The organism is Pseudoalteromonas sp. P1-8 (genome assembly GCF_001399985.1).
GTDB lineage: Bacteria > Pseudomonadota > Gammaproteobacteria > Enterobacterales > Alteromonadaceae > Pseudoalteromonas.
This window is the reverse complement of sequence record NZ_LJSO01000010.1, coordinates 1-24330: the sequence shown is the minus strand read 5'-3', so window position 1 is coordinate 24330 and position 24330 is coordinate 1. Positions and strand designations below refer to the sequence as shown.

22 protein-coding genes are annotated in these 24330 nt (G+C 42.3%); 11 read left to right on the top strand and 11 right to left on the bottom strand.

The window, feature by feature from the left end:
• Positions 1-22: 22 nt before the first annotated feature.
• Positions 23-1846: a translational GTPase TypA gene (gene typA / locus AN213_RS14205; RefSeq protein WP_054563452.1), complete on the bottom strand. Its 1824-nt coding sequence runs from the start codon at positions 1844-1846 to the stop codon at positions 23-25.
• A 508-nt stretch (positions 1847-2354) separates the two neighbouring features.
• Between typA and glnA the strand changes: the two genes are divergently transcribed.
• From glnA to AN213_RS14180, 5 genes are all read left to right on the top strand, one after another.
• On the top strand, positions 2355-3761 hold the full coding sequence (gene glnA, locus AN213_RS14200) for a glutamate--ammonia ligase (protein ID WP_054563450.1): 1407 nt from the start codon (positions 2355-2357) through the stop codon (positions 3759-3761).
• A gap of 133 nt (positions 3762-3894) precedes the next feature.
• A complete protein-coding gene (locus AN213_RS14195; RefSeq protein ID WP_236702930.1) occupies positions 3895-4416 on the top strand; it encodes a DUF4124 domain-containing protein in 522 nt (173 codons plus the stop codon).
• An 80-nt stretch (positions 4417-4496) separates the two neighbouring features.
• The gene (gene glnL, locus AN213_RS14190) at positions 4497-5567 is read left to right on the top strand and encodes a nitrogen regulation protein NR(II) (protein WP_054563448.1); all 1071 of its coding nucleotides are present in this window, start codon (positions 4497-4499) and stop codon (positions 5565-5567) included.
• An 18-nt stretch (positions 5568-5585) separates the two neighbouring features.
• Positions 5586-6971 carry a nitrogen regulation protein NR(I) gene (gene ntrC / locus AN213_RS14185; protein WP_055198930.1) on the top strand — a complete coding sequence of 462 codons (1386 nt, stop codon included), beginning with the start codon at positions 5586-5588 and terminating at the stop codon, positions 6969-6971.
• A 25-nt stretch (positions 6972-6996) separates the two neighbouring features.
• A complete protein-coding gene (locus AN213_RS14180; protein WP_055198929.1) occupies positions 6997-7455 on the top strand; it encodes a Crp/Fnr family transcriptional regulator in 459 nt (152 codons plus the stop codon).
• Here the strand turns inward: AN213_RS14180 and AN213_RS14175 are convergent.
• Positions 7452-8114, bottom strand: a complete 663-nt coding sequence (locus tag AN213_RS14175) for a hypothetical protein (protein ID WP_054563445.1) — start codon at positions 8112-8114, stop codon at positions 7452-7454. The two genes, AN213_RS14180 and AN213_RS14175, sit on opposite strands and share 4 nt — an antisense overlap.
• Before the next feature lie 53 nt (positions 8115-8167).
• Positions 8168-8455 carry a hypothetical protein gene (locus AN213_RS14170; RefSeq protein ID WP_055198928.1) on the bottom strand — a complete coding sequence of 96 codons (288 nt, stop codon included), beginning with the start codon at positions 8453-8455 and terminating at the stop codon, positions 8168-8170.
• A gap of 235 nt (positions 8456-8690) precedes the next feature.
• Between AN213_RS14170 and AN213_RS14165 the strand changes: the two genes are divergently transcribed.
• The 5 genes from AN213_RS14165 to AN213_RS14145 all read left to right on the top strand — a co-directional run bounded on the left by AN213_RS14165 (position 8691) and on the right by AN213_RS14145 (position 13922).
• Positions 8691-9065, top strand: coding sequence for an RNA-binding S4 domain-containing protein (locus AN213_RS14165; RefSeq protein WP_054563502.1), 375 nt, complete (start codon positions 8691-8693; stop codon positions 9063-9065).
• A gap of 70 nt (positions 9066-9135) precedes the next feature.
• On the top strand, positions 9136-9555 hold the full coding sequence (locus tag AN213_RS14160) for a hypothetical protein (protein WP_055198927.1): 420 nt from the start codon (positions 9136-9138) through the stop codon (positions 9553-9555).
• 220 nt (positions 9556-9775) lie between these two features.
• On the top strand, positions 9776-12526 hold the full coding sequence (acnA, locus tag AN213_RS14155; protein WP_055198926.1) for an aconitate hydratase AcnA: 2751 nt from the start codon (positions 9776-9778) through the stop codon (positions 12524-12526).
• Between the two features lie 187 nt (positions 12527-12713).
• Complete coding sequence (locus AN213_RS14150) at positions 12714-13601, top strand: DUF4097 family beta strand repeat-containing protein (RefSeq protein WP_055198925.1); 888 nt, start codon at positions 12714-12716, stop codon at positions 13599-13601.
• Between the two features lie 81 nt (positions 13602-13682).
• Positions 13683-13922 (top strand): hypothetical protein, encoded by a 240-nt coding sequence (locus AN213_RS14145; RefSeq protein ID WP_055198924.1) that lies wholly within the window; start codon positions 13683-13685, stop codon positions 13920-13922.
• A gap of 2 nt (positions 13923-13924) precedes the next feature.
• On the opposite strand, the gene AN213_RS14140 is transcribed toward AN213_RS14145, so the two are convergent.
• From AN213_RS14140 to AN213_RS14120, 5 genes are all read right to left on the bottom strand, one after another.
• Entirely contained in the window at positions 13925-14467 is a 543-nt protein-coding gene (locus AN213_RS14140; protein ID WP_055198923.1) for a DUF4124 domain-containing protein, read from the bottom strand.
• A gap of 12 nt (positions 14468-14479) precedes the next feature.
• Positions 14480-15208 (bottom strand): ABC transporter substrate-binding protein, encoded by a 729-nt coding sequence (locus tag AN213_RS14135; protein WP_054563438.1) that lies wholly within the window; start codon positions 15206-15208, stop codon positions 14480-14482.
• 100 nt (positions 15209-15308) lie between these two features.
• A complete protein-coding gene (locus tag AN213_RS14130; RefSeq protein ID WP_054563437.1) occupies positions 15309-16049 on the bottom strand; it encodes a phosphoadenylyl-sulfate reductase in 741 nt (246 codons plus the stop codon).
• 38 nt (positions 16050-16087) lie between these two features.
• Entirely contained in the window at positions 16088-17785 is a 1698-nt protein-coding gene (cysI, locus tag AN213_RS14125; protein WP_055198922.1) for an assimilatory sulfite reductase (NADPH) hemoprotein subunit, read from the bottom strand.
• A gap of 48 nt (positions 17786-17833) precedes the next feature.
• The gene (locus AN213_RS14120; protein WP_055198921.1) at positions 17834-19648 is read right to left on the bottom strand and encodes an assimilatory sulfite reductase (NADPH) flavoprotein subunit; all 1815 of its coding nucleotides are present in this window, start codon (positions 19646-19648) and stop codon (positions 17834-17836) included.
• A gap of 348 nt (positions 19649-19996) precedes the next feature.
• Here AN213_RS14120 and AN213_RS14115 point away from each other — a divergent pair, with 348 nt between their 5' ends.
• Positions 19997-21637, top strand: a complete 1641-nt coding sequence (locus tag AN213_RS14115) for an endonuclease (RefSeq protein WP_055198920.1) — start codon at positions 19997-19999, stop codon at positions 21635-21637.
• A 60-nt stretch (positions 21638-21697) separates the two neighbouring features.
• Here the strand turns inward: AN213_RS14115 and AN213_RS14110 are convergent, their stop codons facing one another.
• From AN213_RS14110 to tuf, 3 genes are all read right to left on the bottom strand, one after another.
• On the bottom strand, positions 21698-22012 hold the full coding sequence (locus AN213_RS14110) for a hypothetical protein (protein ID WP_054563433.1): 315 nt from the start codon (positions 22010-22012) through the stop codon (positions 21698-21700).
• A 67-nt stretch (positions 22013-22079) separates the two neighbouring features.
• A complete protein-coding gene (locus tag AN213_RS14105; protein WP_055198919.1) occupies positions 22080-22802 on the bottom strand; it encodes a hypothetical protein in 723 nt (240 codons plus the stop codon).
• Between the two features lie 342 nt (positions 22803-23144).
• A complete protein-coding gene (gene tuf, locus AN213_RS14100) occupies positions 23145-24329 on the bottom strand; it encodes an elongation factor Tu (protein WP_054564107.1) in 1185 nt (394 codons plus the stop codon).
• Position 24330: the final 1 nt, after the last annotated feature.

The following is a 24330-nucleotide window of genomic DNA, read 5'->3' as shown; positions in this document are numbered from 1 at the left end:
TTTGTAAAACTAAAAGACCTTATTAGTCTTTAGCTTGACGGCTCGCACGCTTACGCTCACTTTCAGTTAAGTGACGCTTACGAATACGGATGTTCTCAGGTGTAACTTCCACTAACTCGTCATCATCGATGAACTCAATCGCTTGTTCAAGCGTGTAGTTTAGTGGTGGAACAAGTGTTTGTGCTTCATCTGTACCAGATGCACGAACGTTTGTAAGTTGCTTACCTTTAAGCGCGTTTACTGTTAGGTCGTTGTCACGGCTGTGGATACCGATAACCATACCTTCGTAAACTTCAACACCGTGACCGATGAATAACTTACCACGGTCTTGTAAGTTGAATAATGCGTTAGTAAGTGCTTTACCTGTTGCGTTTGCAATCATTACACCATTCTTACGAGCACCGATAGTACCGCCTTTGTGTGGACCATAGTGATCGAATGTGTGGTAAAGAAGACCAGAACCAGACGTTAATGTCATGAACTCAGTTTGGAAACCAATTAAGCCACGGCTTGGGATCATAAAGTCCATACGTACACGGCCTTTACCATCTGGAGACATGTCTGTTAGTTCACCCTTACGAAGACCAATTTGTTCCATGATAGAACCTTGGTGCTCTTCTTGACAGTCGATTGTAAGTGTTTCGTATGGCTCTTCTTTTTGACCATCAACTTCACGAAGGATTACTTGTGGACGAGATACAGCAAGCTCGTAACCTTCACGACGCATGTTCTCGATTAAGATACCTAAGTGTAACTCACCACGACCAGAAACACGGAAGCTATCTGGGTTGTCAGTTTCTTCAACACGTAATGCAACGTTGTGAACAAGCTCAGCTTGTAAACGCTCAAGGATGTTACGTGAAGTTACGAATTTACCTTCTTTACCAGCAAATGGTGATGTGTTTACAGAGAACGTCATTGTTACTGTAGGCTCATCAACACTTAGCGGTGGTAATGCTTCAACGGTATTTACATCACAGATAGTGTCTGAGATTTTCAGCTCACCAAGACCTGTGATAGCAATGATGTCACCCGCGCCTGCAGACTCTGCTTCATGACGCTCAAGACCTAAGTAGCTCATTACTTGGCCAACTTTACCATTACGCTTAGTACCATCTGCACTAACAATTGTTACTTGTTGGTTAGGGCGAACAGTACCACGCTTGATACGACCTACACCGATAACACCGATGTACGAGTTGTAGTCAAGCTGAGAAATTTGCATTTGGAAAGCACCTTCAGGATCTGCATCCGGTGGAGATACTTCGTCAACGATCATCTGGAACATTGGTTCCATGTTTTCTGATGGCTCGTCTAAATCCATTGTTGCCCAGCCGTTGATAGCTGATGCATAGATTACTTTAAAGTCTAACTGTTCATCAGTTGCACCTAAGTTATCGAATAAGTCGAAAACTTGGTCCATAACCCAGTCAGGACGTGCGCCTGGTTTGTCGATCTTGTTGATAACAACAATCGGTGTTAAACCTTGTGCGAATGCTTTTTGCGTTACGAAACGCGTTTGCGGCATTGGACCTTCTTGAGCATCAACAAGTAGTAATACTGAGTCAGCCATCGAAAGTACGCGTTCTACTTCACCACCGAAGTCGGCGTGTCCTGGGGTGTCTACGATATTGATATGGTAGTCGTTCCAAGAGATAGCTGTGTTTTTAGCTAAAATGGTAATACCACGCTCTTTCTCAATGTCGTTTGAGTCCATTACGCGCTCTTCGTTACCGCCGCGCGTTTCTAATGTGCCTGATTGCTCAAGCAGTTTATCAACCAAAGTTGTTTTACCGTGGTCAACGTGGGCGATAATCGCTATATTTCTTAACTTTTCGATGCTCATATTTTTTCTCAGAGAAATTGAATCTCATTGATCCTGCAAGATCTACGCACTCACCTGCGTTTTCACCAGATGTCCCAGCATAGGATTTAAAAGGGCGCATATTATCCCTTAATAATGGCATGGATGAAAGTTTATCCAATATAAATTTATAAACTTTCTTCAAGCTTTTTATAAGTATCTGTTTTATAAATGACAAATTTATGAAAATTAAAGTGAATCTGAGCTCAAAACTGGCGAAATTTTCGTTTTTGAACCATATTTTGGCACTAAATCGTGTTCATAACAGAAAAATTGGCACGCTCAATAATTGTGCAAAACAAGGTCGCACTTTTTACGCACCAGAATGATCTTTTTACGCACCAACTTAGTGCAATAAAAGTTAACAAAACGAAGCCCTGTTCACTTTTTATAAGCCTAAACAAGGTGTTAAAAACATGGCACGAAACCAGCTTATATAAGCGAAAAGCAATAATGCAGCAAAAAATAAAACCCAACAATTGGAGGACACATGTCACAATCGGTTTTAGATTTTATCAAAGAAAATGACGTTAAGTTCATTGATTTACGCTTTACTGATACCAAAGGTAAAGAACAGCATGTTTCTATTCCTCATCATCAAATTGATGAAGATTTCTTCGAAGACGGCAAAATGTTTGACGGTTCTTCAATTGCTGGCTGGAAAGGTATCAACGAATCAGACATGGTACTTATGCCTGTTCCTGAGTCTGCGAAAATGGACCCGTTTTCTGAAGAAGCTACACTAATCGTACGTTGTGACGTAGTTGAGCCTTCAACACTTCAAGGTTATGAGCGTGATCCACGTTCTGTTGCAAAACGCGCTGAAGAGTACATGCGTTCTACTGGTATTGCTGACACTGTTTTATTCGGTCCAGAGCCAGAGTTCTTCCTTTTTGATGACGTTAAATACAAATCAGACATGTCTGGTTCTATGTACAAAATCGATTCTGTAGAAGCTGCTTGGAACTCAGATAAAGATTACGAAGGTGGCAACATGGGTCACCGTCCAGGTGTTAAAGGCGGTTACTTCCCGTGTTCTCCTGTTGATTCATCACAAGACTGGCGTTCAGCAACTTGTTTAGTTCTTGAAGAACTAGGTCAAGTAGTTGAAGCTCACCACCACGAAGTAGCAACTGCAGGTCAAAATGAGATCGCAACGCGCTTCAATACAATGGTATTAAAAGCTGACGAAATTCAAGAGATGAAATATGTTATCCATAACATGGCTCACCTTTACGGAAAAACAGCGACATTCATGCCTAAACCAATCGTAGGTGATAACGGTTCTGGTATGCACTGCCACCAATCTCTAGGTAAAGATGGCGTAAACATCTTCGCTGGTGACAAATACGCTGGTCTATCTGAAGAAGCTCTTTACTACATCGGTGGTATCATCAAGCACGCTAAAGCAATCAACGCATTTGCTAACGCATCAACTAACTCATACAAGCGCCTAGTACCAGGCTTCGAAGCACCAGTAATGCTTGCATATTCTGCACGTAACCGTTCTGCTTCAATCCGTATCCCAGTGGTACCGTCTGCAAAAGCACGTCGTATCGAAATTCGTTTCCCTGATCCAACAGCTAACCCATACTTAGCATTCTCTGCAATGCTTATGGCTGGCCTAGACGGTATCAAAAACAAGATCCACCCTGGCGATGCAATGGACAAAGACTTATACGATCTACCTGCTGAAGAAGCAGCTGAGATCCCACAAGTTGCATCTTCTTTATCTGAAGCACTAGCATCATTAGACGCTGACCGTGAGTTCTTAACTCAAGGTGGCGTATTCACTGATGACCTAATCGATGCATACATCGCGCTTAAAGGTCAAGAAGTTGAAAAACTTAACATGACAACTCACCCAGTTGAGTTCGAAATGTACTACAGCGTGTAACACACGCTGTAGCAGAATTATCTAAAAGATAATAAATGTGTGTTCTCAAGCCCGCTCTGCGGGCTTTTTTAATGGTAATTGAGCGGGTTCTACTCTACAGTTTTATTTAGATTAAAAAATGCAGGGTTGCAGGGTGAAAAGCACAACTTTATTGGTACTATCGCTGATTTTTATAAGCTTTTTTGGCTATAGCGCAGCGCAGAAAGTGTATTCTTGGAAAGATAAAAACGGCGTTTTAGTATTTTCTGATACACCGCGCCCTGGCGCTACCGAAGTAAAGATGAATACCCAAAACCTGACCATGCCAGCTACCGACACCAGCATACTTGATAACGCACCAAGTGCGACACCAGTCAAATTTAAAGTCAGTATTGCTTCTCCTGCTAATGAAGCGACCGTGCGAGAAAATACCGGTTCAGTGTATGTCACCGCCCGAATTAACCCACGCTTTGAAAACGGATTTAAAGTACAACTTTTATTTGATGGCAATCCTCATGGTGCACCAAGTAATAGCACGACCTTTGCACTAAGAGAGGTCGAGCGTGGAGAACACACATTACAAGCTAAACTTTATGATGCTAATAATAAACTCGTTTCGGTTAGCCCAGTCAGCACCTTTTTCATGCACAGAACCTCAATTTATGGCGGAAACTAAGGTTTTTGGCATGACTTCTCGCAAAGTAAAAAGAGTATGCTAAGCTGCACTAAATTGAAACGCACTAAAATGGTGCAATCATGCTCAGTGAAACACATTTTAACTCTGAACTGCTCGACAGTATTTGGAAAAATTTAAGTACTGCTGTCATTTTACTCGACCGAGATTTTAAACTGGTTTATGCAAACGATAGCGCCAGTGAGCTTTTAGGTTTAGGACCCAAGCGCATTATCAACCAACCGTTCGATAACCTATTCAATTACCACTCAATAGACTTAAAACGCATTGCTCAGTATTCGTTGTTCGATGGTGTTGATTGCCACCAGCATAGAGCTGACGTGGTGTTCGTCGATTCTCGCCATGCCAAGCTGACCATTAGCACGCGACGAATAAGCAGCAATGATGAAAATTATATTTTGTTTGAATGCCGCCAAATGGATGATGAAATTCGCCACGATCAAGCTTCGAACCAAATGCATCAGTATCAAGCAGCACGTAATCTAATTCGCGGTTTGGCACACGAAATTAAAAATCCTTTAGGTGGAATTCGCGGAGCGGCGCAATTATTGCAATATGAGGTTGATCAGCAAGAACGTGATCAATGTGCCGAATTAATCATTGAACAAGCAGACCGTTTACGCGAGCTTGTAGACCGCTTACTTGGTCCGAATCAATTGCCACATAAATCCTATGGCAACATTCACCAAGCGTTAGAGTCAGTGATTAAGCTGAGCATGTTAGATAACAATGCCAATATCACTTTAGTGAAAGACTATGATCCAAGTATACCGAGTGTGTACATTGACCAAAGTAAAATTCAACAAGTGGTACTGAACATTATTCGTAATGCACAACAGGCACTGGTTGATGGTGGCGAGATAAGAATAAAAACCCGCATCAATCATCAACACAGGCGCCCAGGTAAGGCGCCGAAAAAAACCTTGCTGATCCAAATTTCGGATAACGGCCCAGGTATAGACAAGAGCTTACGTGAAACCTTGTTCTACCCAATGATCACCAACAAAGAAAATGGATCAGGGCTTGGTTTATCGATAGCGCAAACCTTGGTTGACCAACATGATGGCCACATTGATTGTGACAGTTGGCCAGGCCATACAGAATTTAATATCTATTTGCCTTTTACGGATTAATGGTTTTTTGGAGTAGTCATGAAAACAGTCTGGTTAGTTGATGATGATGCCTCAATTCGCTTTGTACTAGAGAAAGCGTTGGCACGTGCAGGATTTGAAACTGAAAGCTATGCGAACGCACAAGATGTGCTTAATGCATTAAAGTTTAGCCAGCCAACGGTATTAGTATCTGATGTACGAATGCCGGGTATGGACGGCATGGCGTTACTTGAGACTATTGCTGAGCAAAACCCAGGCCTGCCAGTGATCATCATGACCGCTCACTCAGACTTAGACTCAGCGGTTAATGCCTTCCAAAAAGGGGCATTTGAGTATCTCGCTAAACCGTTCGATTTAGATGAAGCTGTCGCGCTGGTTGAAAGCGCATGCCGTGCTAATTCAACGAAAAAAACTAAACGTAAGCAAGCACCACAAACCAATGCGCATATCATAGGCGAAGCGCCTGCTATGCAAGAGGTGTTTAGGGCAATTGGTAAATTATCAGCATCAAGTATGAGCGTTCTGATTAATGGTGAGTCAGGGACAGGTAAAGAGCTAGTTGCAAGTGCCCTGCATAACCACAGCCCTCGTAAAGAAAACCAATTTATAGCTTTGAATATGGCTGCCATTCCAAAAGAATTGGTCGAGTCAGAGTTATTCGGTCACGAAAAAGGCGCGTTCACTGGAGCCGACAGTATTCGTAAAGGCCGTTTTGAACAAGCGAATGGCGGCACCTTATTTTTAGATGAAATAGGTGATATGCCGCTCGATGTACAAACACGTTTATTACGCGTGTTAGCCGATGGTGAGTTTTACCGTGTTGGTGGTCATCAAAGTATTAAAGTTGATGTACGTATTATCGCTGCAACGCACCAAAACCTCGAAGACTTGGTAAAACAAGGTAAGTTTCGTGACGACTTATTCCATCGCTTAAACGTGGTGCGTTTACGCTTACCCGCGTTACGTGAGCGTACTGAAGATATTGAACGACTAGCACAACACTTTTTACATAAAAGTGCCAAAGAGTTGCAGGTTGAAAGCAAAATTTTAAGCCCTAAAGCCACTGAGCAACTGCGCTTATTCAATTGGCCAGGTAACGTGCGCCAATTAGAGAATACCTGCCGCTGGTTAACGGTTATGGCACCGGGTGAGCTGATCAGCGAGCAAGATTTACCACCAGAGATTGTTGCTGTTACACCGACTGAGCAAGAAGGTGATTGGCTGGATGCATTTCAACAATGGCTTAACCTTGAACTTAAACAAGGCAAAGAAAATATTTGGCCTGCCATTCAAGCACAACTCGAAACTCGTTTGATTAAAACCGCCCTTGCCAACTGTGCTGGCCACAAGCAAGAAGCCGCAGTGAAGATTGGTTGGGGCCGCAATACATTGACCCGCAAGCTAAAAGAGCGCAATATTAGCTAATTTCGCGCTATACCTATGTGAGTCAATGAAGTTAATCGAGCACATTCCACTAATTAAACAAATGGAAATAATTAACAGATTGTCGTTCTTTAGAGAGTTTACTCTCAGTGAACGACAAGTGTTATTAGAGTCATTCAGTCATTTGTATTTGGTCAAACAAGGCCGCGCTGTTTTTAAACAATACGATGCTGATAAACGGCTTTATATCGTGCTAAGCGGCTCACTGATGGTATTCAAACAAAGTCATTTACTCGAACTTGGCACCATTGAGCCCGGTGAATTTATCGGTGAAGGTGCTTTTATCAATAACCGAGAGCACAGTACCAGCGCACGCGCAAAAGTCGATACCATTTTGTTAGCTATTTCCCCTGAAGCACTCACCCGCTTACCCAATGTGATCCGCGAGAAAATTAAAGACCGCATCATCGAAGGCATGAGTGAGCGTATTACTAAGCTTAGTAATTACCTTGAGTCGCGAAGCTAGTCCATATACACAATTTGTAATGAGCAATTTAACCAACTTGGGCTATTAACACGTGCCGTGTAACGGTAAGTATCTGATGGTTTCATACCAAAAGGAGTGCTCACTTCTGGCGTTAAATGACTGTATGTTTGCGAATAATTTTTATAATAAATGACTAGGTAGCCATATAAATAATCCCAATCTAGGGAGACTTTTCTACCACTTGTAAGGGTAAAGTGCGCCTGCTTATCATTAAATGTAACTGCAAGATCATTATACTTGTCTTCAACGCATCCAGTGGTGAGTACACGAGCCGGCATAGTAAAACTGGTAGTGGTATTTTTAGCTTTTAAGTAAAAGCCAATATTGCCATGATTGTAAAAGTGATTGGCATCTGTGGTGTACTTAATTTCGGCTTGATAACCCAGTCCCTGCATAATTTCAGCTAGTTGCTCGGCTTCATGAGTAAGAATCTTATCGCTCGATAGCATTAAGGTTGCATCAGTAAACTCTCTTGGCACAGGAAGCTGGGTATATTCATAGGGTAAGCTTTGTTTATTTAATGCTTGCTCTAATGATTGCAACTGCGACTGTTCAAGGTTTTCTGTGTATACGTAAACTGTTGGTTGCTGACAACCTGCCAAAATTAAAAATATGGCTGCTGAAATTATCCTTTTCATGTTCATTCTCACTTTAGATTACAAGCGTAGTCTAAAGTGAGAAAAACAATAAATCAACTAAGATGTTTTTTTAGCCAACTATTAACACTTTGACGGGTATATAGAATATCTTTAAATAAACGGTGAGTTTGATGCTGAAGCAACTTTTCTTTGTTTGTTTCACCTGAACTTAACTGGCTATGGTTATCATTAAAGCGCGAAATTAACGCAAAACCTTGTTCTGATTTTTCAGGCTGAGATTTAATTGTTTGCGTCAACAAAGCTCGCACATCATCTGCAGCAAGCAATGACGAATCTTGCAAACCCATTAACTCTTTTCTTAGCGCTGATCTTACGCCCATTACAACTTCTCCTGAACGAATAAAAAATGAAACGGACATGCATTTAGCAATTTGTACACCAATTCCAAACGCGCGCAGTGTACCCAGCAAATACTGCAGTTTTTTTACTGTTTGTAAAAATGTCGGATTATTTATTGCTGCAAATTTTAACCGCTTGAAGAGCTTAAAAATTTAATCTTGGTTCAATTGAGTGCTAGGCTTTATAATGGCTGCGATTGAATTAAGAGAGACCAACATGAACGAAGATTTCATCGAAATTGAACTAGAAGAAGAGCCAATAGAGTTATGCAACTTGCTAAAAGTGCTCGACCTAGTCGAAACAGGCGGCCAAGCAAAAGCCTTAATTGGTGAAGGTTATGTTGGGGTTAACTATGAAATTTGTACAATAAAACGGAAAAAATTATACAGTGGTGACGTGTTGGCTTTCGACGGTGAGTTGTTCCAACTGACACTAAGCGAAGATGCAACACCAAATCCTCGCCCACCGGAACCGGTACAAAAAGCACAACCACAAAGCGCTGAAGAAGCGCCAAAAAAATCGAAGCGTAAACGTACTAAAAAACCAAAAGTAGACGAAAAAACCGGTCGCCGCCCTATCTCGTTTGGTTAACTAGAGCTTGCTTAGTTAGCATAAATCACCTTTAATTGAATGCGATTATAACAACAATAAAAGGTGATTTATGAATCCTCCAGCTTGGCTCAAGCCACTTGCTTGGGCAGCCCTTGTATGGAATCTTTTAGGTGTCATTGCGTTCGTAATGCAACTGTTGATCACACCCGAAATGATTAACCAACTCCCCGAAGCACAACAAGCCGCATACAGCGACATACCGCTCTGGTCAACGGCTGCCTTTGCGATAGCCGTGTTTGCAGCAAGCTTCGCGAGCATCTTATTACTGGCAAAAAAAGCCCTTGCGCGCGAGTTATTTTCAATCTCGTTTATCGCCGTATTAGTCCAGCAATATTATAATTTTGTGGTGATAGATAGCCTTGCTATGTTTGGTACTAGCGCATTAGCAATGCCATTGTGTGTTATCGTTATTGGTTTACTATTACTGTTTATTAGCCATAAAGGTAAACAACAAAACTGGCTTAACTAAAAACACTTATTTCTGAGGGTAGTTTAAAGTGACTACCCTTTTTATCTGCCTCCTTCCCTTGAAATAAATCACATCAGCAGCAACTATATTAGGTAGCATATTTTTTCATCAGCTAGATGAATTTCTCAGCTGGTATTAAGTTTGCAATAACACTGTGTCTATTTCGAAAAGGAAACAACAAAGCAAGCCAAATTGCTTGCTCAAACCACAGGGGCAAATAATGAATAACAGTTTTGATACCCAAAAGCAGCTTACGATTAATGGTGAGCAATACCATATTCACTCTTTACAAGGTTTAGGCGACAAAGCAAAACGTCTGCCATTCTCTCTAAAAATTTTACTTGAAAACCTGTTGCGCAATGAAGATGGCGTGAATATTAAAAAGCAAGATATCGATGCTTTACTAAACTGGGACCCTCAAGCGAAACCATCAGCAGAAGTAGCGTTTACACCTGCTCGCGTTGTAATGCAAGATTTTACTGGCGTACCCGCCATTGTCGATTTAGCCGCGATGCGTGATGCCATGGAAAAACTTGGCGGCGACCCTGCGAAGATTAATCCGCTGTCACCTGCTGAGCTTGTTATTGACCACTCAGTGCAAGTTGACGGCTACGGTGAAGATGGCTCATTCGACTTAAATGCGAAACTTGAATATGAGCGTAACAAAGAGCGTTACGAATTTTTACGCTGGGGGCAAACTGCCTTCGATAACTTGAAAGTCGTGCCACCAGCAACCGGCATCGTACACCAAGTTAACTTAGAATATTTAGCCCGCGTGGTATTTAACGATAGTAAAAATGGTAAATCACTCGCCTACCCAGATACCCTAGTCGGAACCGATTCGCACACCACCATGATCAATGGTCTTGGGGTATTAGGCTGGGGTGTGGGTGGTATTGAAGCCGAAGCCGCAATGCTTGGTCAACCAATCAGCTTACTTATTCCACAGGTCGTTGGCTTTAAGCTCAATGGTCGCCTGCCAGAAGGTACGACCGCAACAGACCTTGTGCTAACCGTGACAGAAATGCTGCGTAACCATGGCGTAGTGGGTAAATTTGTTGAGTTTTATGGTGATGGTCTTGCTGATTTACCGCTTGCAGACCGTGCAACTATTGCAAACATGGCGCCTGAGTATGGTGCAACCTGCGGTATTTTCCCAATTGATGATGAAACCATTAACTACCTACGTTTAACTAACCGCGATGACAAACAACTTAAACTCATCGAGGACTATGCAAAGCACCAAGGCTTATGGCGTAACCCTGGCGATGAAGCTCATTATACCGACACACTAGAGTTATCACTTGATGATGTTGTACCAAGCCTTGCTGGACCTAAGCGTCCGCAAGATAGAATTGCCCTTGATAAAGCAGGTAGCATTATTGGTGAGCACTTAAAAGGCTTTCAAGAAGAACGTATGCAACATCGCGATAAAAGCGATGTTCAAGAGGCGCGCATTGAAGATGAAGGCCCAACCACCAACCCTGATGAGCCAGTAAACGAAGCACAGTTTATGGGCGCAGCTAAGGTTAACTTTAAAGGCGAAGAGTTTGAGCTTAATGATGGTGCTTGTGTCATTGCTGCAATTACAAGTTGTACAAACACGTCAAACCCAAGTGTTATTTTAGCTGCTGGCCTAGTGGCTAAAAAAGCCAAACAATTAGGGTTAAAGGTTAAGCCATGGGTTAAAACCTCACTTGCTCCAGGCTCACAAGTGGTGACTGATTACTTGAAAAAAGCCGACTTAATGGATGACTTAGATGCCTTAGGCTTTAACCTTGTCGGTTATGGTTGTACAACCTGTATCGGTAACTCAGGCCCACTAGCTGATGAAATCACCGATGCAATTCAAAAGCATAAACTGGTTGTAAGCTCTATTTTATCGGGTAACCGTAACTTTGAAGGGCGTATTCACCAAGATGTGAAAATGAACTTCTTAGCCTCACCACCCCTTGTGGTTGCATACGCAATTGCGGGTCGTACAGATATAGACGTGTATAACGAGCCGCTTGCGCAAGACCCTAATGGTAATGACATTTATCTAAAAAATATTTGGCCAAGTGTTAGTGAAGTGAACGAGCTCGTCCGCGAAACTGTAACCAAAGAAATGTTCGCATCAAGCTATGGCAATGTGTATCAAGGTGATGATCGTTGGCAGAAAATTCAAATTCCTGATGGCAAGCTTTATGATTGGGATGATGCGTCAACCTACATCAAAAAAGCACCTTTCTTTGATGGTATGGAGATTGAGCCTCCTGGCATTCCAAGTATTAGTGGTGCGCGCTGTTTAGCAAAATTAGGTGACTCAGTTACCACTGACCACATCTCGCCAGCAGGTGCGATTAAAGCGGATGCGCCAGCAGGTCTTTACTTGCAAGAGCACGGTGTACAAAAAGCACAATTTAACTCGTATGGTTCGCGCCGTGGTAACCACGAAGTAATGATGCGCGGTACCTTTGCTAATGTGCGTTTACGTAATCTATTAGCACCGGGTACCGAAGGCGGTGTGACCCGTATGCAACCAAGCGATGAGCTCGCCAGCATTTATGATGCAGCGATGCAATATCAGCAAGATGGCACGCCTCTGATTATTTTAGCGGGCGCCGAATATGGCACAGGCTCATCACGCGACTGGGCTGCTAAAGGTTCACTTTTACTTGGTGTTAAAGCCGTTATTGCACAAAGCTATGAGCGTATTCACCGTTCAAACCTGATTGGTATGGGTGTTTTACCCCTACAATTTAAAGAAGGTGAAAGCTATGAGTCACTGGGTCTAACCGGCCAAGAGTCATTCGACTTTGAAGGCTTATACGACAAAACCAATGAAGTCAGTGTGATTGCCACTAACAGTGAAGGCAAACAAATTAGCTTTAGTGTTGATGTGCGTATAGATACCCCGAAAGAGTGGGATTACTACAAACACGGCGGTATTTTACAGTATGTACTGCGTAATATGCTGGCTGAGCAGTAATTGCTTTTAAGTTAACTAAGGGGCTGAATTTTCAGCCCCTTTTTTGTTTAAATCACCAATTAATTGCAGTTTAGACCAACACACTTACTTACAAAAAATGAAAAGCACATAAAAATCAGCATGTTAAAATTGGACCATAGTTTGCAAATGCTAACCAGATAAAAATCACAATAATTTTGGAATCCTTATGACTATTGCATCATTCAAACGCGCAATTTGCGCAACGGCCATCTCATCAAGTTTATTATTAACGGGCTGTGTTATTCATGTCTCTCCTAGTCAAATCGCAGAACAAAAACAACAAGACTTAAGCGTGTCGGGTGTAAATATAAACGAGCTAAAAATCGATGCCGAAGCCGGTTCACTGATCATCAAAGGCGACAATAACGCCACGGCTATCACAGTAAATGCTAATATCTATGCGGCTAAAGGCGATGAGACCTATACGCTAACCCTCGAAAAGCACGGCGACACGGCTGAGCTTATCAGCAAGCTCAATAATGGTAGCTTATCGTTTTACAGTGGTTCATCACCTCATATTGATTTAATTGTCTCTGTGCCTAGCAACCTCAAACTAGATATTGATGATGACTCAGGTGATATCGTGATACGTGCAATGCAAAACGATATCAGTATTGATGATGATTCAGGATCAATTGTGATCGAAGGGGGCCGTAATATTAACATTGATGATGACTCGGGGGATATTCGCATTAGCAATGTCAGCGGCAATATCAGCATTGAAGACGATTCTGGCTCAATTATGATAGACCAAGGCCAAGGGCGTATTGATATTGAAGATGACTCTGGTGATATCCGCATCGAAAACAGCCAAGGCCCTGCACGTATTATTGATGAATCAGGTAGTATCAGCATTAAAACATTGGCTGGTGCGCTTACCATTGAAGATGGCTCTGGTGATATAGATGTAAGACAAATCAAAGGGCTGGTTACCATTACCGATGGCTCTGGCAGCATTTATGTGGATGACACACTCGGCCTGACAATTATCGAAGCGGGTTCAGGTGATTTAAGCATCGATAACATCAACGGCCCAGTAAAATTGGACAAATAACCGACAATTGCTTGATTTAGAACAATCCTATTAATGACAACAGCACCTACACTTTAATTAAGGCTAAAGTGAGGTGCTTGTATGACCGAACAAACTATCATTCGAATCTTAAAAACCTTTATTATTTTAGGTATTTGCCTAATTATATTGGGGCATTCTTTATTAGCTGGTAATTACTTAAGTGATAGTATGGGTATACATGGCATTATGATCAGCGCAGCGTGTATTGCCGTTGGTGTGCTATTCTCTTTGCCTACCAAAATTTATCTCACTATTTTACTGATGAAAATGGAAAGTGACCTCAAAGCACAGAACAAATAAAGTTAATTACCACCTTGCTCCTTGAGCTGCTGTTCAAGTTGCTTGTTACGTTGCTCCATAAGCTGTTTTACTTGCTCAGCGTCTTGCATCATCTTTTGTACATTTTTAGGGTCGTATACGCCAAGCGCTGAAGGTGCTTCGTCAGCTTTAACGGTTGCAGGTTGCTTCTCATCTGCCTGAAAAGTCTCTGCAGGTAGCACTGTTATGTCGTTCGGATCTAAACTTACCGGGGTACTAACGTAATTAGGGTGAGGTGTATCAGCATAGTGCCACTGACCATGTTCATCTTGCCATTTATAAACAACAACAGGTGTATTAACGTCTTTGCTAAAACTCAATTTCTCAGTGAGCTTTTTTGCTTGGCTGGTAAGTGTATCGGCACTTTGCGAAGCAAAATCACTCACATCACCACTAACTTTTTCTGAGTAACGCTCGAACATGCTCAGTTCTAAGTAAGGTTTACCGTCTGGCTTTTTAATGTAAAACAGCAGCGCAACACTGGTTAGTAGCAGCATAACCGCAAGGTAACAAAAACGCTTAATCATTCCATTTACCGATTATTGGTAGTTACTCTCAATCTTAGCAAATTCACCGGATGATTTAAGATTTTTCATAAATTCATTAAATTGCTCGCTGATACGCTTCCCTTTTTCATTATAAGCAAACTGTAACTGCATTGGCGCTTTGCCCACACTGTAATCACTTACCGTGAATTTTTTAAAGGCATTATTTTTTGAGGCATACCACTGCAGTGTGTTTTTTGCGATCACAGCAACACGTTGATTTTGCTGTATGTCGACTAAAGCCTTCAGCATATCTAGTTCAGAGTAAAAGTCCTCACGGTGCAATTTTCCAGATGCAAACAACGCTTCAAATTGCGGATAGGTGTAGCCAAAGCGGGCCATCAACACATAACCACCTAGCTCATCAATAGCTGGAATATGACAACCTCTCGGCATAACTAAAATATCTTCAACAACTGCGATGCTATCACTCCAATAGTATTGATTACCTCCGCGATACCACTGCTCAGACTCTAAGCGCACATCAACCTTGCCTTCATCAAGTAAATGCTGTGAACGTACCTCAGGAACTAAAATATAGTCAGTTTTCAGCTTGTACTGTTCAGCAAATCGCTCAAGTAGCTCATCAACTAACCCCTTTTGTTTGCCACTAACTAAATGGTATGGAGGGTAATCTGTGTCATAAAGCGCAACCCTCAAAGTTTCTGCTCGCACTAAAGGCACAATTAAAAACAACAATAAAAAAACAACAGCACGACTCATAATTTTCTCTCATAAAATTGAGCCAGGGATTGTATATAAATAGCACAAAAAAAGCGCAACCTAGGTTGCGCTTTACGAAAATTCTGATAGGAATTTAGGATTAGATACCATCACCGTCAATATGTAAGCCACATTCACGGTTTAAACCAAAGAAACGCGTCTCTTCTTCTGTCATACCTGGTTCAAGTTTACGCGTGGTGTGTACATCACCCATAGACACATAACCTTGTTCCCAAAGTGGGTGATACGGTAAATCATGCTTAGTTAGATACTGATAAATATCTCGGTTGTTCCACTCAATAAGTGGGTAGACTTTCACAGTACCACGGCTGATTTCAACAATTTGCTTGTCAGCACGGCTTGATGATTGGTCACGACGTAAACCACTAAACCAAGTGCCTGCTTGCAGCTCGTTTAAAGCGCGGCTCATAGGCTCAACTTTATTAAGTTGATTATACTGCTTAATACCGGCTTCACCTTGCTCCCAAAGTTTACCAAACTTCGCTTCTTGCCACGCGGGGCTAAGCTTAGCTTTATAAACTTTAAGATTAAGCGAAAGTCGCTCCGTCATTTGCTCGATGAACTGATAGGTTTCAGGGAACAAATAACCAGTGTCAGTCAGTACCACAGGAATATCTGGCTGCTGCGATGTCACTAAGTGCAACATCACCGCCGCTTGAATACCAAAGCTCGACGACAAAAAGTGTGTGCTTGGTAAGTTTTCAAGTGCCCACGCAACACGCTCTTCTGCGCTTTTATCAGCCAAAAGACCATTAATATCAGCCAGCATGGCCGTTTGGTCTTCTTTGCTCATCGTTAAGATGTCTTTAAATTCACTCATGGTTAATTCCAAACCTTAAAGCGGTATCGCTTATAAAATTATGCGTGAAAATCGGTTACTGAAACTTTTACTTCAGCAACAATGCCTTTGCGAATTACAAAATCACCAAAACACTCGCCTTCATTACGCTCACTTGCCCATTGGCCAATAAGCTTATCGAATGCCTCTAGGTATACGTCTTCGCCAACATTTTCTAAATACAGTTTTGGAATACGCGTGCCTTCACGGTTACCACCTAAGTACACGTTGTATTTACCCGGACCTTTACCAACCAGACCCGCTTCTGCCAACATGGCGCGGCCACAGCCATTCGGACAACCCACAACACGCATAATGATGTTGTCATCGCCGATGCCGTGCTTAGCTAATAACGCTTCAGTTTTCTCAATTAAGCTTGGTAAATAACGCTCAGCTTCAGCCATCGCTAACGGACAGGTTGGTAATGCCACACACGCCATTGAGTTTTTACGCTGCTCTGTATGGCTGTCATCAATTAAGCCATGGTTGCGTGCAATCTCTTCGATTACCGCTTTTTGATCAGCCGGAACACCTGCGATGATCAAGTTTTGGTTTGCAGTCATGCGGAAATCACCTTGGTGAATTTCAGCAATTTTACGGCAGCCTGTTTTAAGAGGTTGATTTGGGTAATCTAAAATACGGCCACTTTGGATAAACAGCGTTAAGTGGTGCTTACCATCAATACCTTCAACCCAACCGATACGGTCACCACGGTGAGTGAACTCATACGGGCGGCTTTGCTCAAATTGAACACCGGCACGTTTTTCAACTTCAGCTTTAAATACATCAGAACCTACACGATCTAATGTGTACTTAGTTTTCGCATTTTTACGATTAGAGCGGTTACCCCAATCACGCTGTACAGACACCACGTGCTCAGCAATTTTTAACGTATGCTCAAGTGGAATAAAACCAAAGTCATCTGCTTTACGCGGATACGTTGCTGTATCACCGTGAGTCATCGCAAGACCACCACCCACTAACACATTAAAGCCAACTAACTTGCCGTTTTCTGCAATTGCCACGAAGTTTAAGTCGTTCGCATGCACATCCACTTCATTGTTCGGTGGAATTGTTACTGTGGTTTTAAACTTACGCGGTAAGTAAGTTGAACCTAAAATTGGCTCTTCAGTGGTTTCACTCTTTTCGCCATTTAACCAAATTTCAGCGTATGCTTTAGTTTTTGGTAATAGGTGCTCAGAGATCTTCGCAGCCCACTCGTAAGCTTCTTGGTGAAGCTCAGACTCAACTGGGTTAGTTGTACATAATACGTTTCGGTTTACATCGCCCGCCGTTGCAATTGAATCAATGCCCACGCTATTAAGCATTTGGTGCATGCCTTTAATATTTGGCTTAAGCACACCATGGAACTGGAAAGTTTGACGCGTGGTTAAACGAATACTGCCATAGCTGGTTTTTTCTTCAGCAAACTTATCAATTGCTAACCATTGCTCTGGCTTGATGATACCGCCAGGCATACGAGCACGTAACATTACGTTATGTAATGGCTCTAATTTTTGTTTAGCGCGCTCAGGGCGAATATCACGGTCATCTTGCTGGTACATGCCGTGGAAACGGATCAGTTGGAAGTTATCAGCAGTGAAACCACCGGTGATCTCGTCTTTTAAATCTTGCTCAATGGTGCCACGTAAAAAGTTACTTTCTCTTTTCAAACGCTCGTTATCAGAAAGCTTTACGTTTTTGTCTTGTTCGCTCATGGTATTTCCTAAATTTGTTACAGTGACGGCTGTTAGCTTTAAACGTGATTAGTACACATCTTTCTGATAGCGGTTTGCGCTACGTAAATCTTTTAAATATTGCTCAGCTTGTTCATCATCTTTGCCGCTATTTTCTTTGATAATGTCGACAAGCGCCTGATGAACATCTTTCGCCATACGGTTTGCATCACCACAGATATAGAAATGAGCACCCGCTTCTAACCAAGCAAATACTTCTTGGCTGTTTTTGCGAAGTTTGTCTTGAACATATACTTTTTCGGCTTGGTCACGGCTAAACGCCACATCCACTTTTGTCAGTAAACCTGACTTCAAGTAACCTTGAATTTCTACTTGATATAAAAAGTCTTGGGTAAAGTGTGGGTTACCAAAGAATAACCAGTTTTTACCGCTTGCTTCACGGGCATCACGCTCTTGTAAAAACGCACGGAAAGGTGCAATACCTGTACCCGGACCTACCATGATAATTGGCGTTTCATCATTAGCCGGTAAACGGAAGTTATCGTTATGCTCGCTGAATACTTTTACTTTGCAACCTTCTTCAGCACGACGTGCTAAATAGCCAGAACAACCACCTAAGTGCTCGCTACCAAATGCATCAAACTCAACCAGACCCACAGTTAAGTGAACTTCTTCTTCAACTTCTGCTTGGCTAGATGCGATCGAATATAAACGTGCTTGTAGTTTACGTAAGCAGTCTACTAAGGTTTGTGCTTCAAGCTGAGCTGGGTTTTGACGAATAATATCGAAGATTTGGCGAGGTTCGATGTACTCACGCATTGCCGCTTTATCTTCAACCAACTTTAATAAATCAGGGCTGCCAGTTTCTGTTGCGTATTTTTCAACAAAACCTGGGTATGACTGAGTTAATTCTAATTTTTCGATTAATGCATCACGAACACTTAGTTCTTCGTCGCCAAGTTTAACCGTGCTAGATGCATCGATTTGTGTAAGCGTAAGTACTTCATCAACAAGCGCTTCGTCATTTAAGAAGTAAACGCCTAGCGAATCACCCGGTGTATAGGTAATGTCTGAACCTTCTAATGAAATTTCAACATGACGCACGTCTTTGGTTGAATCACGACCGGTAATTTTTTGCACAACACTTAGCTCTGCAGCAAAAGGGTTTTGCTTGGTGTATTGACTTGCTGCTGGTGCCGCTGCAGCAAATGGCATAGCCACAACTTGACCACCACTTGCTTGTTGCTGCGCTTTAAGATCAGGCTCAAACGCATCAAGTGCACCATCAATCCACTTAGCTGCTTCATCATCGTAATCTACATCTAGGTCAGCACGCTGGAAAATAGTTTCTGCGCCAAGCTTGTTAAAACGCTCTTCAAAATCTTTTGCTGTTTGGCAGAAGAACTCATAACTTGAATCACCTAAGCCAATCACAGCCACTTTAACACCATCTAGTTTTGGTGCTTTTTTAGTTGTTAAGAATTCATGAAGGCTTTCAGCGTCTTCTGGTGGCTCACCCTCACCGTAGGTTGAAACAACAACCGTGATAAACTTTTCTTTTTTCAGGGCTGTTGGTTTGTAGTCAGCCATGTTTACTAGCTTAACAGTTAGACCGCGCGACTCTGCCTGCTCTTTTAACTTGCTCGCCACGCCTTTTGCGTTACCCGTTTGCGAGCCGTATAAAATAGTTAGCGGCGGTGCATCACCTGCAGCTGGAGTGGCAGCAACACCACCGGTTAATGCACCTGCGTTGGCATTCGCAGCTAAGTAACCACTTACCCACGCTTGCTGAATTGGATTAAGTTCAGCCACTAAGCCTTGCAGCTTCTGTACTTGCTCTTGCGATAGCGGGCTCGCCGCTGCATTTAGTTGACTTAACAACATGAATTTATTCCTCGTAACCCTGAAAAGTTAACTGCGAAACGAACTTGCTACTGTCATTTCACGAACAATTTTTTCGACTTTAAAGACTCAATAGAAATGCTTTAAAGGTTTATCTGAGCGTGAAGAATAACGAGGTCTGAGGCGATTAAAAAAGAATAGAATCTGCTTTGATATTCCATTTAGTTATTAATTTAGTATTTATCCAAAAAAAACATGTTAAAAGCAAAAATTCCCAAATAAGAAACTTTTATTAATTAACATTATTGCAACATAAGCCAATTAGCCTATACTCGCTGTGTTCATTTTGAGAACAGCAAAAACTATTAAAATATAAAAAAGGAAAATACAATGTCACACGGGACATGTAAAAAATATATGCTAGCCAGTAGCTTACTTTGTTTAGCAAGTTCAGCATTGGCAAATGTTAGTAACGCCGACTTCGAAAGCTGGTCAGCAAATACCCCTGCAAGCTGGGGCACTATTGATAGCGGTATTAGTCTTAGCGCTAATACTAATGTGGTTTACTCAGGTAATTACTCAGCACAAGTCGTGGTTAATACTGGCACCCAAAGTAATACCGATTTACAACAATTAGTAGAGGTAGTGGCGGGTGAAAGTTATGAGTTTTCTACTTGGGTTTACCATACAGAAGGTGGCGTAAAAGCACGTTTAGTGGTTGATGGCTATCAGGGCTATTCTAATTCGGCATTAACTAATCAATGGCAACAAATCAGTTACCAGTACACGGCCTCTGCTACCACGTCAATTAGTGTTGGCCTGCGCTTTTACGATGTAACAGGCTTTGATGGCAGCGAAGTCGTTTATGTCGATAACTTTGCACCAAGCACTGGCTCAACGCCACCTCCTACAGGCAGCTGCGCAGATAACCAAGTATCTTTAACGCTCACTACCGATAACTATGGTGAAGAAACCAGCTGGCAAATCACCAATAGCCAAGGTAGCACAGTGGCATCGGGCGGCAGCTATGCTGCAAATACCCAGTACAGTGAACAAGCATGTTTAACAGATGGTGACTATACCTTTACGATTTTTGATAGCTATGGTGATGGTATTTGCTGCTCATTCGGCAATGGCAGTTACAGTCTTTCTTTAGATCAAACAGTACTTGCCTCTGGTGCAAGCTTCCAAAGCTCCGAAGCAACGCCGTTTACTTTGGGTGATAGCTCAGGCGGCGGTGACGGGGGTGGTACAACCCCAACAGAGCCAACGGGATACTATGTTACAACGCAAGGCCTTAGCGGTTATGCACTGAAAACAGAGTTATACAACATCATTAAAGATCACAACTCACAAGGCTATTCTGCGATTTGGAGCTTTTACGATGTTGCTTCACGCGATAAGTATTTTGAAAACGACAACTCTATTTTAGACCGTTATTCAGAAAACCCTGCAGGCCAAGATAGCTACAACTATGTTGCTGTGAGCGACCAATGTGGGACATACAACAGCGAAGCAGATTGCTACAACCGTGAGCATTCTTTCCCGAAAAGTTGGTTTGGTGGAACAGTTGAGCCAATGAATTCAGACGTGCATCACATTTTTGCCACTGATGGTTATGTCAATTCAAAACGCAGTAATTACCCATTTGGTGAAGTAGCTAGTGCAAGCTACACCTCTAGTAACGGCAGCAAATTAGGCAGCGCTGCTAGCTCATTAAATTATTCAGGAACGGTTTTTGAACCTATTGATGAATTTAAAGGTGACTTTGCAAGAGCGTATTTCTATATGGCAACACGCTATGAAAACGTGATTGGCTCATGGCAAAACAACACAACCTATAGTAATGCTGTACTGAATGGTTCATCTAATCAGGTTTTTGAGAGCTGGGTTGTTGCTATGTTATTAAAGTGGCATAACGAGGATCCTGTTAGCCAATTAGAGCTTGACCGTAACCAAGCAGCTTATGAACATCAAGGTAACCGCAACCCATTTGTGGATCACCCAGAATTTGTAGAAATGATTTGGTAACTTCGTTAAGCCAAGGCACTTAGTTTCGGCTAAGTGCCTTTTTATACGATAAAACATGACTTAAGCCTCATTAGGGTTTAACTGCTCAACAAGACGAATGTCATGTAACAAATGGTTATGCCTTACCGACAAAGTATTTTCTGCTGTTGGTTGTATTTTATAACCGAGTTGCTGTAAAACCAGTGTAAATAGGGCGGCATGTTGGTAATGCGTAGACTGCCCATTTAATTCAAACTCTTCGATTACATTATGAGCATAACTAGAACTATTTTGTAATGACTGCCAAATACGTGTTTGTACTTGAGAAATCTGTATCACTGATGTTTGATAACAATTGATTTGTAAGCTTAATAAATAGTTTTCTAGTGAGTTCATAGCGATATCCATTACAAAAAACGCTACTTTAAAAGCTCAAGTTAAGTTGAGGTAAAGTGTTTTGTTATTACTTTTTACTCCACTTATTCATTATATCTTTAAATAGTTTTGCTTCTTTATCTTCACAGGGTCTTGGGGATCCGCTTGGCACTCCAGATTTACCAAACACCGAATTAAAATCTATGCCGTAACACATGCCATTTAGCACCTCGATACGCTTGCTGCCATCGCCATTTTGCCAAACGACAGTTGCTTTATCAGAGACGGTTAATTGTGCGGGCACCGTAACCCTGCCTGCGGGGCTATTACTAATCGTCGCTTCACCCTGCCCAAACAAAGACGCATTAGCAGAACCATTTTCAAAATTAAGCTGTGGGATTGGTGCATAAGGGTTGAGCTTTTTAAATGGCTCTTCGGCTATTTTTGAATTCTCAAGTGTCTGATTAGGCTTTACAACCTCAGAGGTAGCTTCTTTTGGTTCATTTATAGTGGGATTAATTGCCTTAGCGTCAGTCATCTGTTGAGAGCTCCCCTGCGAAACATCTTCGTTTTTTGGCAAAGGCTTAGCCTCACTTGGAACTACTTGCGAGTGTTCTGCTAAAGGTTTGTCTTGAGGTTTCTGCAAACTAGGTAACGAAGTTAAATCAACACTCACATACGCGTTGATTACTTTTGGCGGTTCAGCGACTGCGGGGAGTTTCAAAGACTTTCCATATCGAGTAAATAACAGCAACAAAACAGCATGTAACGAAATTGAGATGATCCATGCTTTGTAATTCCCTTTTAACACCCTAGCGCCTCGTTTTATTTTTAAGAGTGCTAAAAGAGTGAATTAGTTCATAGGGAAGTTGCGAGTTAGCGAGTTAGCGAGGGTAAAGGTTCTAGGTTCTAGGTTCTAGGTTCTAGTTCAAGCATAACCTTGGGAATGCTTTATGATAGTTGGGTTTCGCTTCGCTCAAACCAACCTACCCGAAGAGTGAACAGGGCAAATACTGAGTGAGACACCACACAAACCAACCCCACCGATCGAATCTGACGTCTGATAGCTGACAGCTGATAGCTTTTTCACCCATAAAAAAACCCGAGACTAAGCTCGGGTTTTTCTCAATGCTTAATGCATCACTATAGTTGATTACTCAACGATAGTTGCAACAACACCAGCACCAACTGTACGGCCACCTTCACGGATAGCGAAGCGTAAACCTTCGTCCATCGCGATTGGGCAGATTAGTTCTACAGTCATCTTGATGTTATCACCAGGCATTACCATTTCAACGCCGTCTGGTAACTGTACGTCACCTGTTACGTCAGTTGTACGGAAGTAGAACTGTGGACGGTAACCTTTGAAGAATGGAGTGTGACGACCACCTTCATCTTTAGAAAGTACGTATACTTCTGAAGTGAACTTCGTGTGTGGAGTGATTGAACCAGGCTTAGCTAGTACTTGACCACGCTCAACGTCTTCACGCTTAGTACCACGTAGAAGTGCACCGATGTTCTCACCCGCACGACCTTCGTCTAGAAGCTTACGGAACATCTCAACACCTGTACAAGTTGTCTTCGTAGTTTCTTTGATACCTACGATTTCAACTTCGTCATTCACGTTGATGATACCAGCTTCAACACGGCCAGTTACAACAGTACCACGACCTTGGATTGAGAATACGTCTTCGATAGGCATGATGAATGGCTTATCGATGTCACGCTCTGGCTCTGGGATGTAAGAATCTAGTGCTTCTGCAAGCTCAACGATTTTGTCTTCCCACTCTTTCTCGCCTTCTAACGCTTTAAGCGCTGAACCTTGGATTAGTGGTAAGTCATCACCTGGGAAGTCGTACTCAGAAAGAAGTTCACGAACTTCCATCTCAACTAGCTCAAGTAGCTCTTCGTCGTCAACCATGTCACATTTGTTCATGAATACGATGATGTAAGGTACACCAACCTGACGAGAAAGTAGGATGTGCTCACGAGTTTGTGGCATAGGACCGTCAGTCGCAGCAACTACTAGGATTGCGCCGTCCATTTGAGCAGCACCAGTGATCATGTTTTTAACATAATCGGCGTGTCCTGGACAGTCTACGTGTGCGTAGTGACGAGTTGGAGTATCGTACTCAACGTGTGAAGTTGAGATTGTGATACCACGCTCACGCTCTTCTGGAGCGTTATCGATTGATGCGAAGTCTTTAGCTACACCACCGTATACTTTTGCAAGTACGTTAGTGATTGCTGCTGTTAGAGTTGTTTTACCGTGGTCAACGTGGCCGATTGTACCAACGTTTACGTGCGGTTTTACGCGTTCAAACTTTTCTTTTGCCATG

Excerpts from the sequence above, each read along its gene's own strand:
- cysI (WP_055198922.1), bottom strand. The coding sequence starts at position 17,785 with ATGAGCGAACAAGACAAAAACGTAAAGCTTTCTGATAACGAGCGTTTG.
- AN213_RS14170 (WP_055198928.1), bottom strand. The coding sequence starts at position 8,455 with ATGGGCGTAAGATCAGCGCTAAGAAAAGAGTTAATGGGTTTGCAAGAT.
- glnL (WP_054563448.1), top strand. The coding sequence starts at position 4,497 with ATGCTCAGTGAAACACATTTTAACTCTGAACTGCTCGACAGTATTTGG.
- AN213_RS14130 (WP_054563437.1), bottom strand. The coding sequence starts at position 16,049 with ATGAGTGAATTTAAAGACATCTTAACGATGAGCAAAGAAGACCAAACG.
- AN213_RS14160 (WP_055198927.1), top strand. The coding sequence starts at position 9,136 with ATGAATCCTCCAGCTTGGCTCAAGCCACTTGCTTGGGCAGCCCTTGTA.
- AN213_RS14135 (WP_054563438.1), bottom strand. The coding sequence starts at position 15,208 with ATGAGTCGTGCTGTTGTTTTTTTATTGTTGTTTTTAATTGTGCCTTTA.
- acnA (WP_055198926.1), top strand. The coding sequence starts at position 9,776 with ATGAATAACAGTTTTGATACCCAAAAGCAGCTTACGATTAATGGTGAG.
- AN213_RS14150 (WP_055198925.1), top strand. The coding sequence starts at position 12,714 with ATGACTATTGCATCATTCAAACGCGCAATTTGCGCAACGGCCATCTCA.
- typA (WP_054563452.1), bottom strand. The coding sequence starts at position 1,846 with ATGAGCATCGAAAAGTTAAGAAATATAGCGATTATCGCCCACGTTGAC.
- AN213_RS14180 (WP_055198929.1), top strand. The coding sequence starts at position 6,997 with ATGAAGTTAATCGAGCACATTCCACTAATTAAACAAATGGAAATAATT.
- AN213_RS14165 (WP_054563502.1), top strand. The coding sequence starts at position 8,691 with ATGAACGAAGATTTCATCGAAATTGAACTAGAAGAAGAGCCAATAGAG.
- AN213_RS14120 (WP_055198921.1), bottom strand. The coding sequence starts at position 19,648 with ATGTTGTTAAGTCAACTAAATGCAGCGGCGAGCCCGCTATCGCAAGAG.
- AN213_RS14110 (WP_054563433.1), bottom strand. The coding sequence starts at position 22,012 with ATGAACTCACTAGAAAACTATTTATTAAGCTTACAAATCAATTGTTAT.
- AN213_RS14115 (WP_055198920.1), top strand. The coding sequence starts at position 19,997 with ATGTCACACGGGACATGTAAAAAATATATGCTAGCCAGTAGCTTACTT.
- ntrC (WP_055198930.1), top strand. The coding sequence starts at position 5,586 with ATGAAAACAGTCTGGTTAGTTGATGATGATGCCTCAATTCGCTTTGTA.
- tuf (WP_054564107.1), bottom strand. The coding sequence starts at position 24,329 with ATGGCAAAAGAAAAGTTTGAACGCGTAAAACCGCACGTAAACGTTGGT.
- AN213_RS14140 (WP_055198923.1), bottom strand. The coding sequence starts at position 14,467 with ATGATTAAGCGTTTTTGTTACCTTGCGGTTATGCTGCTACTAACCAGT.
- glnA (WP_054563450.1), top strand. The coding sequence starts at position 2,355 with ATGTCACAATCGGTTTTAGATTTTATCAAAGAAAATGACGTTAAGTTC.
- AN213_RS14145 (WP_055198924.1), top strand. The coding sequence starts at position 13,683 with ATGACCGAACAAACTATCATTCGAATCTTAAAAACCTTTATTATTTTA.
- AN213_RS14175 (WP_054563445.1), bottom strand. The coding sequence starts at position 8,114 with ATGAAAAGGATAATTTCAGCAGCCATATTTTTAATTTTGGCAGGTTGT.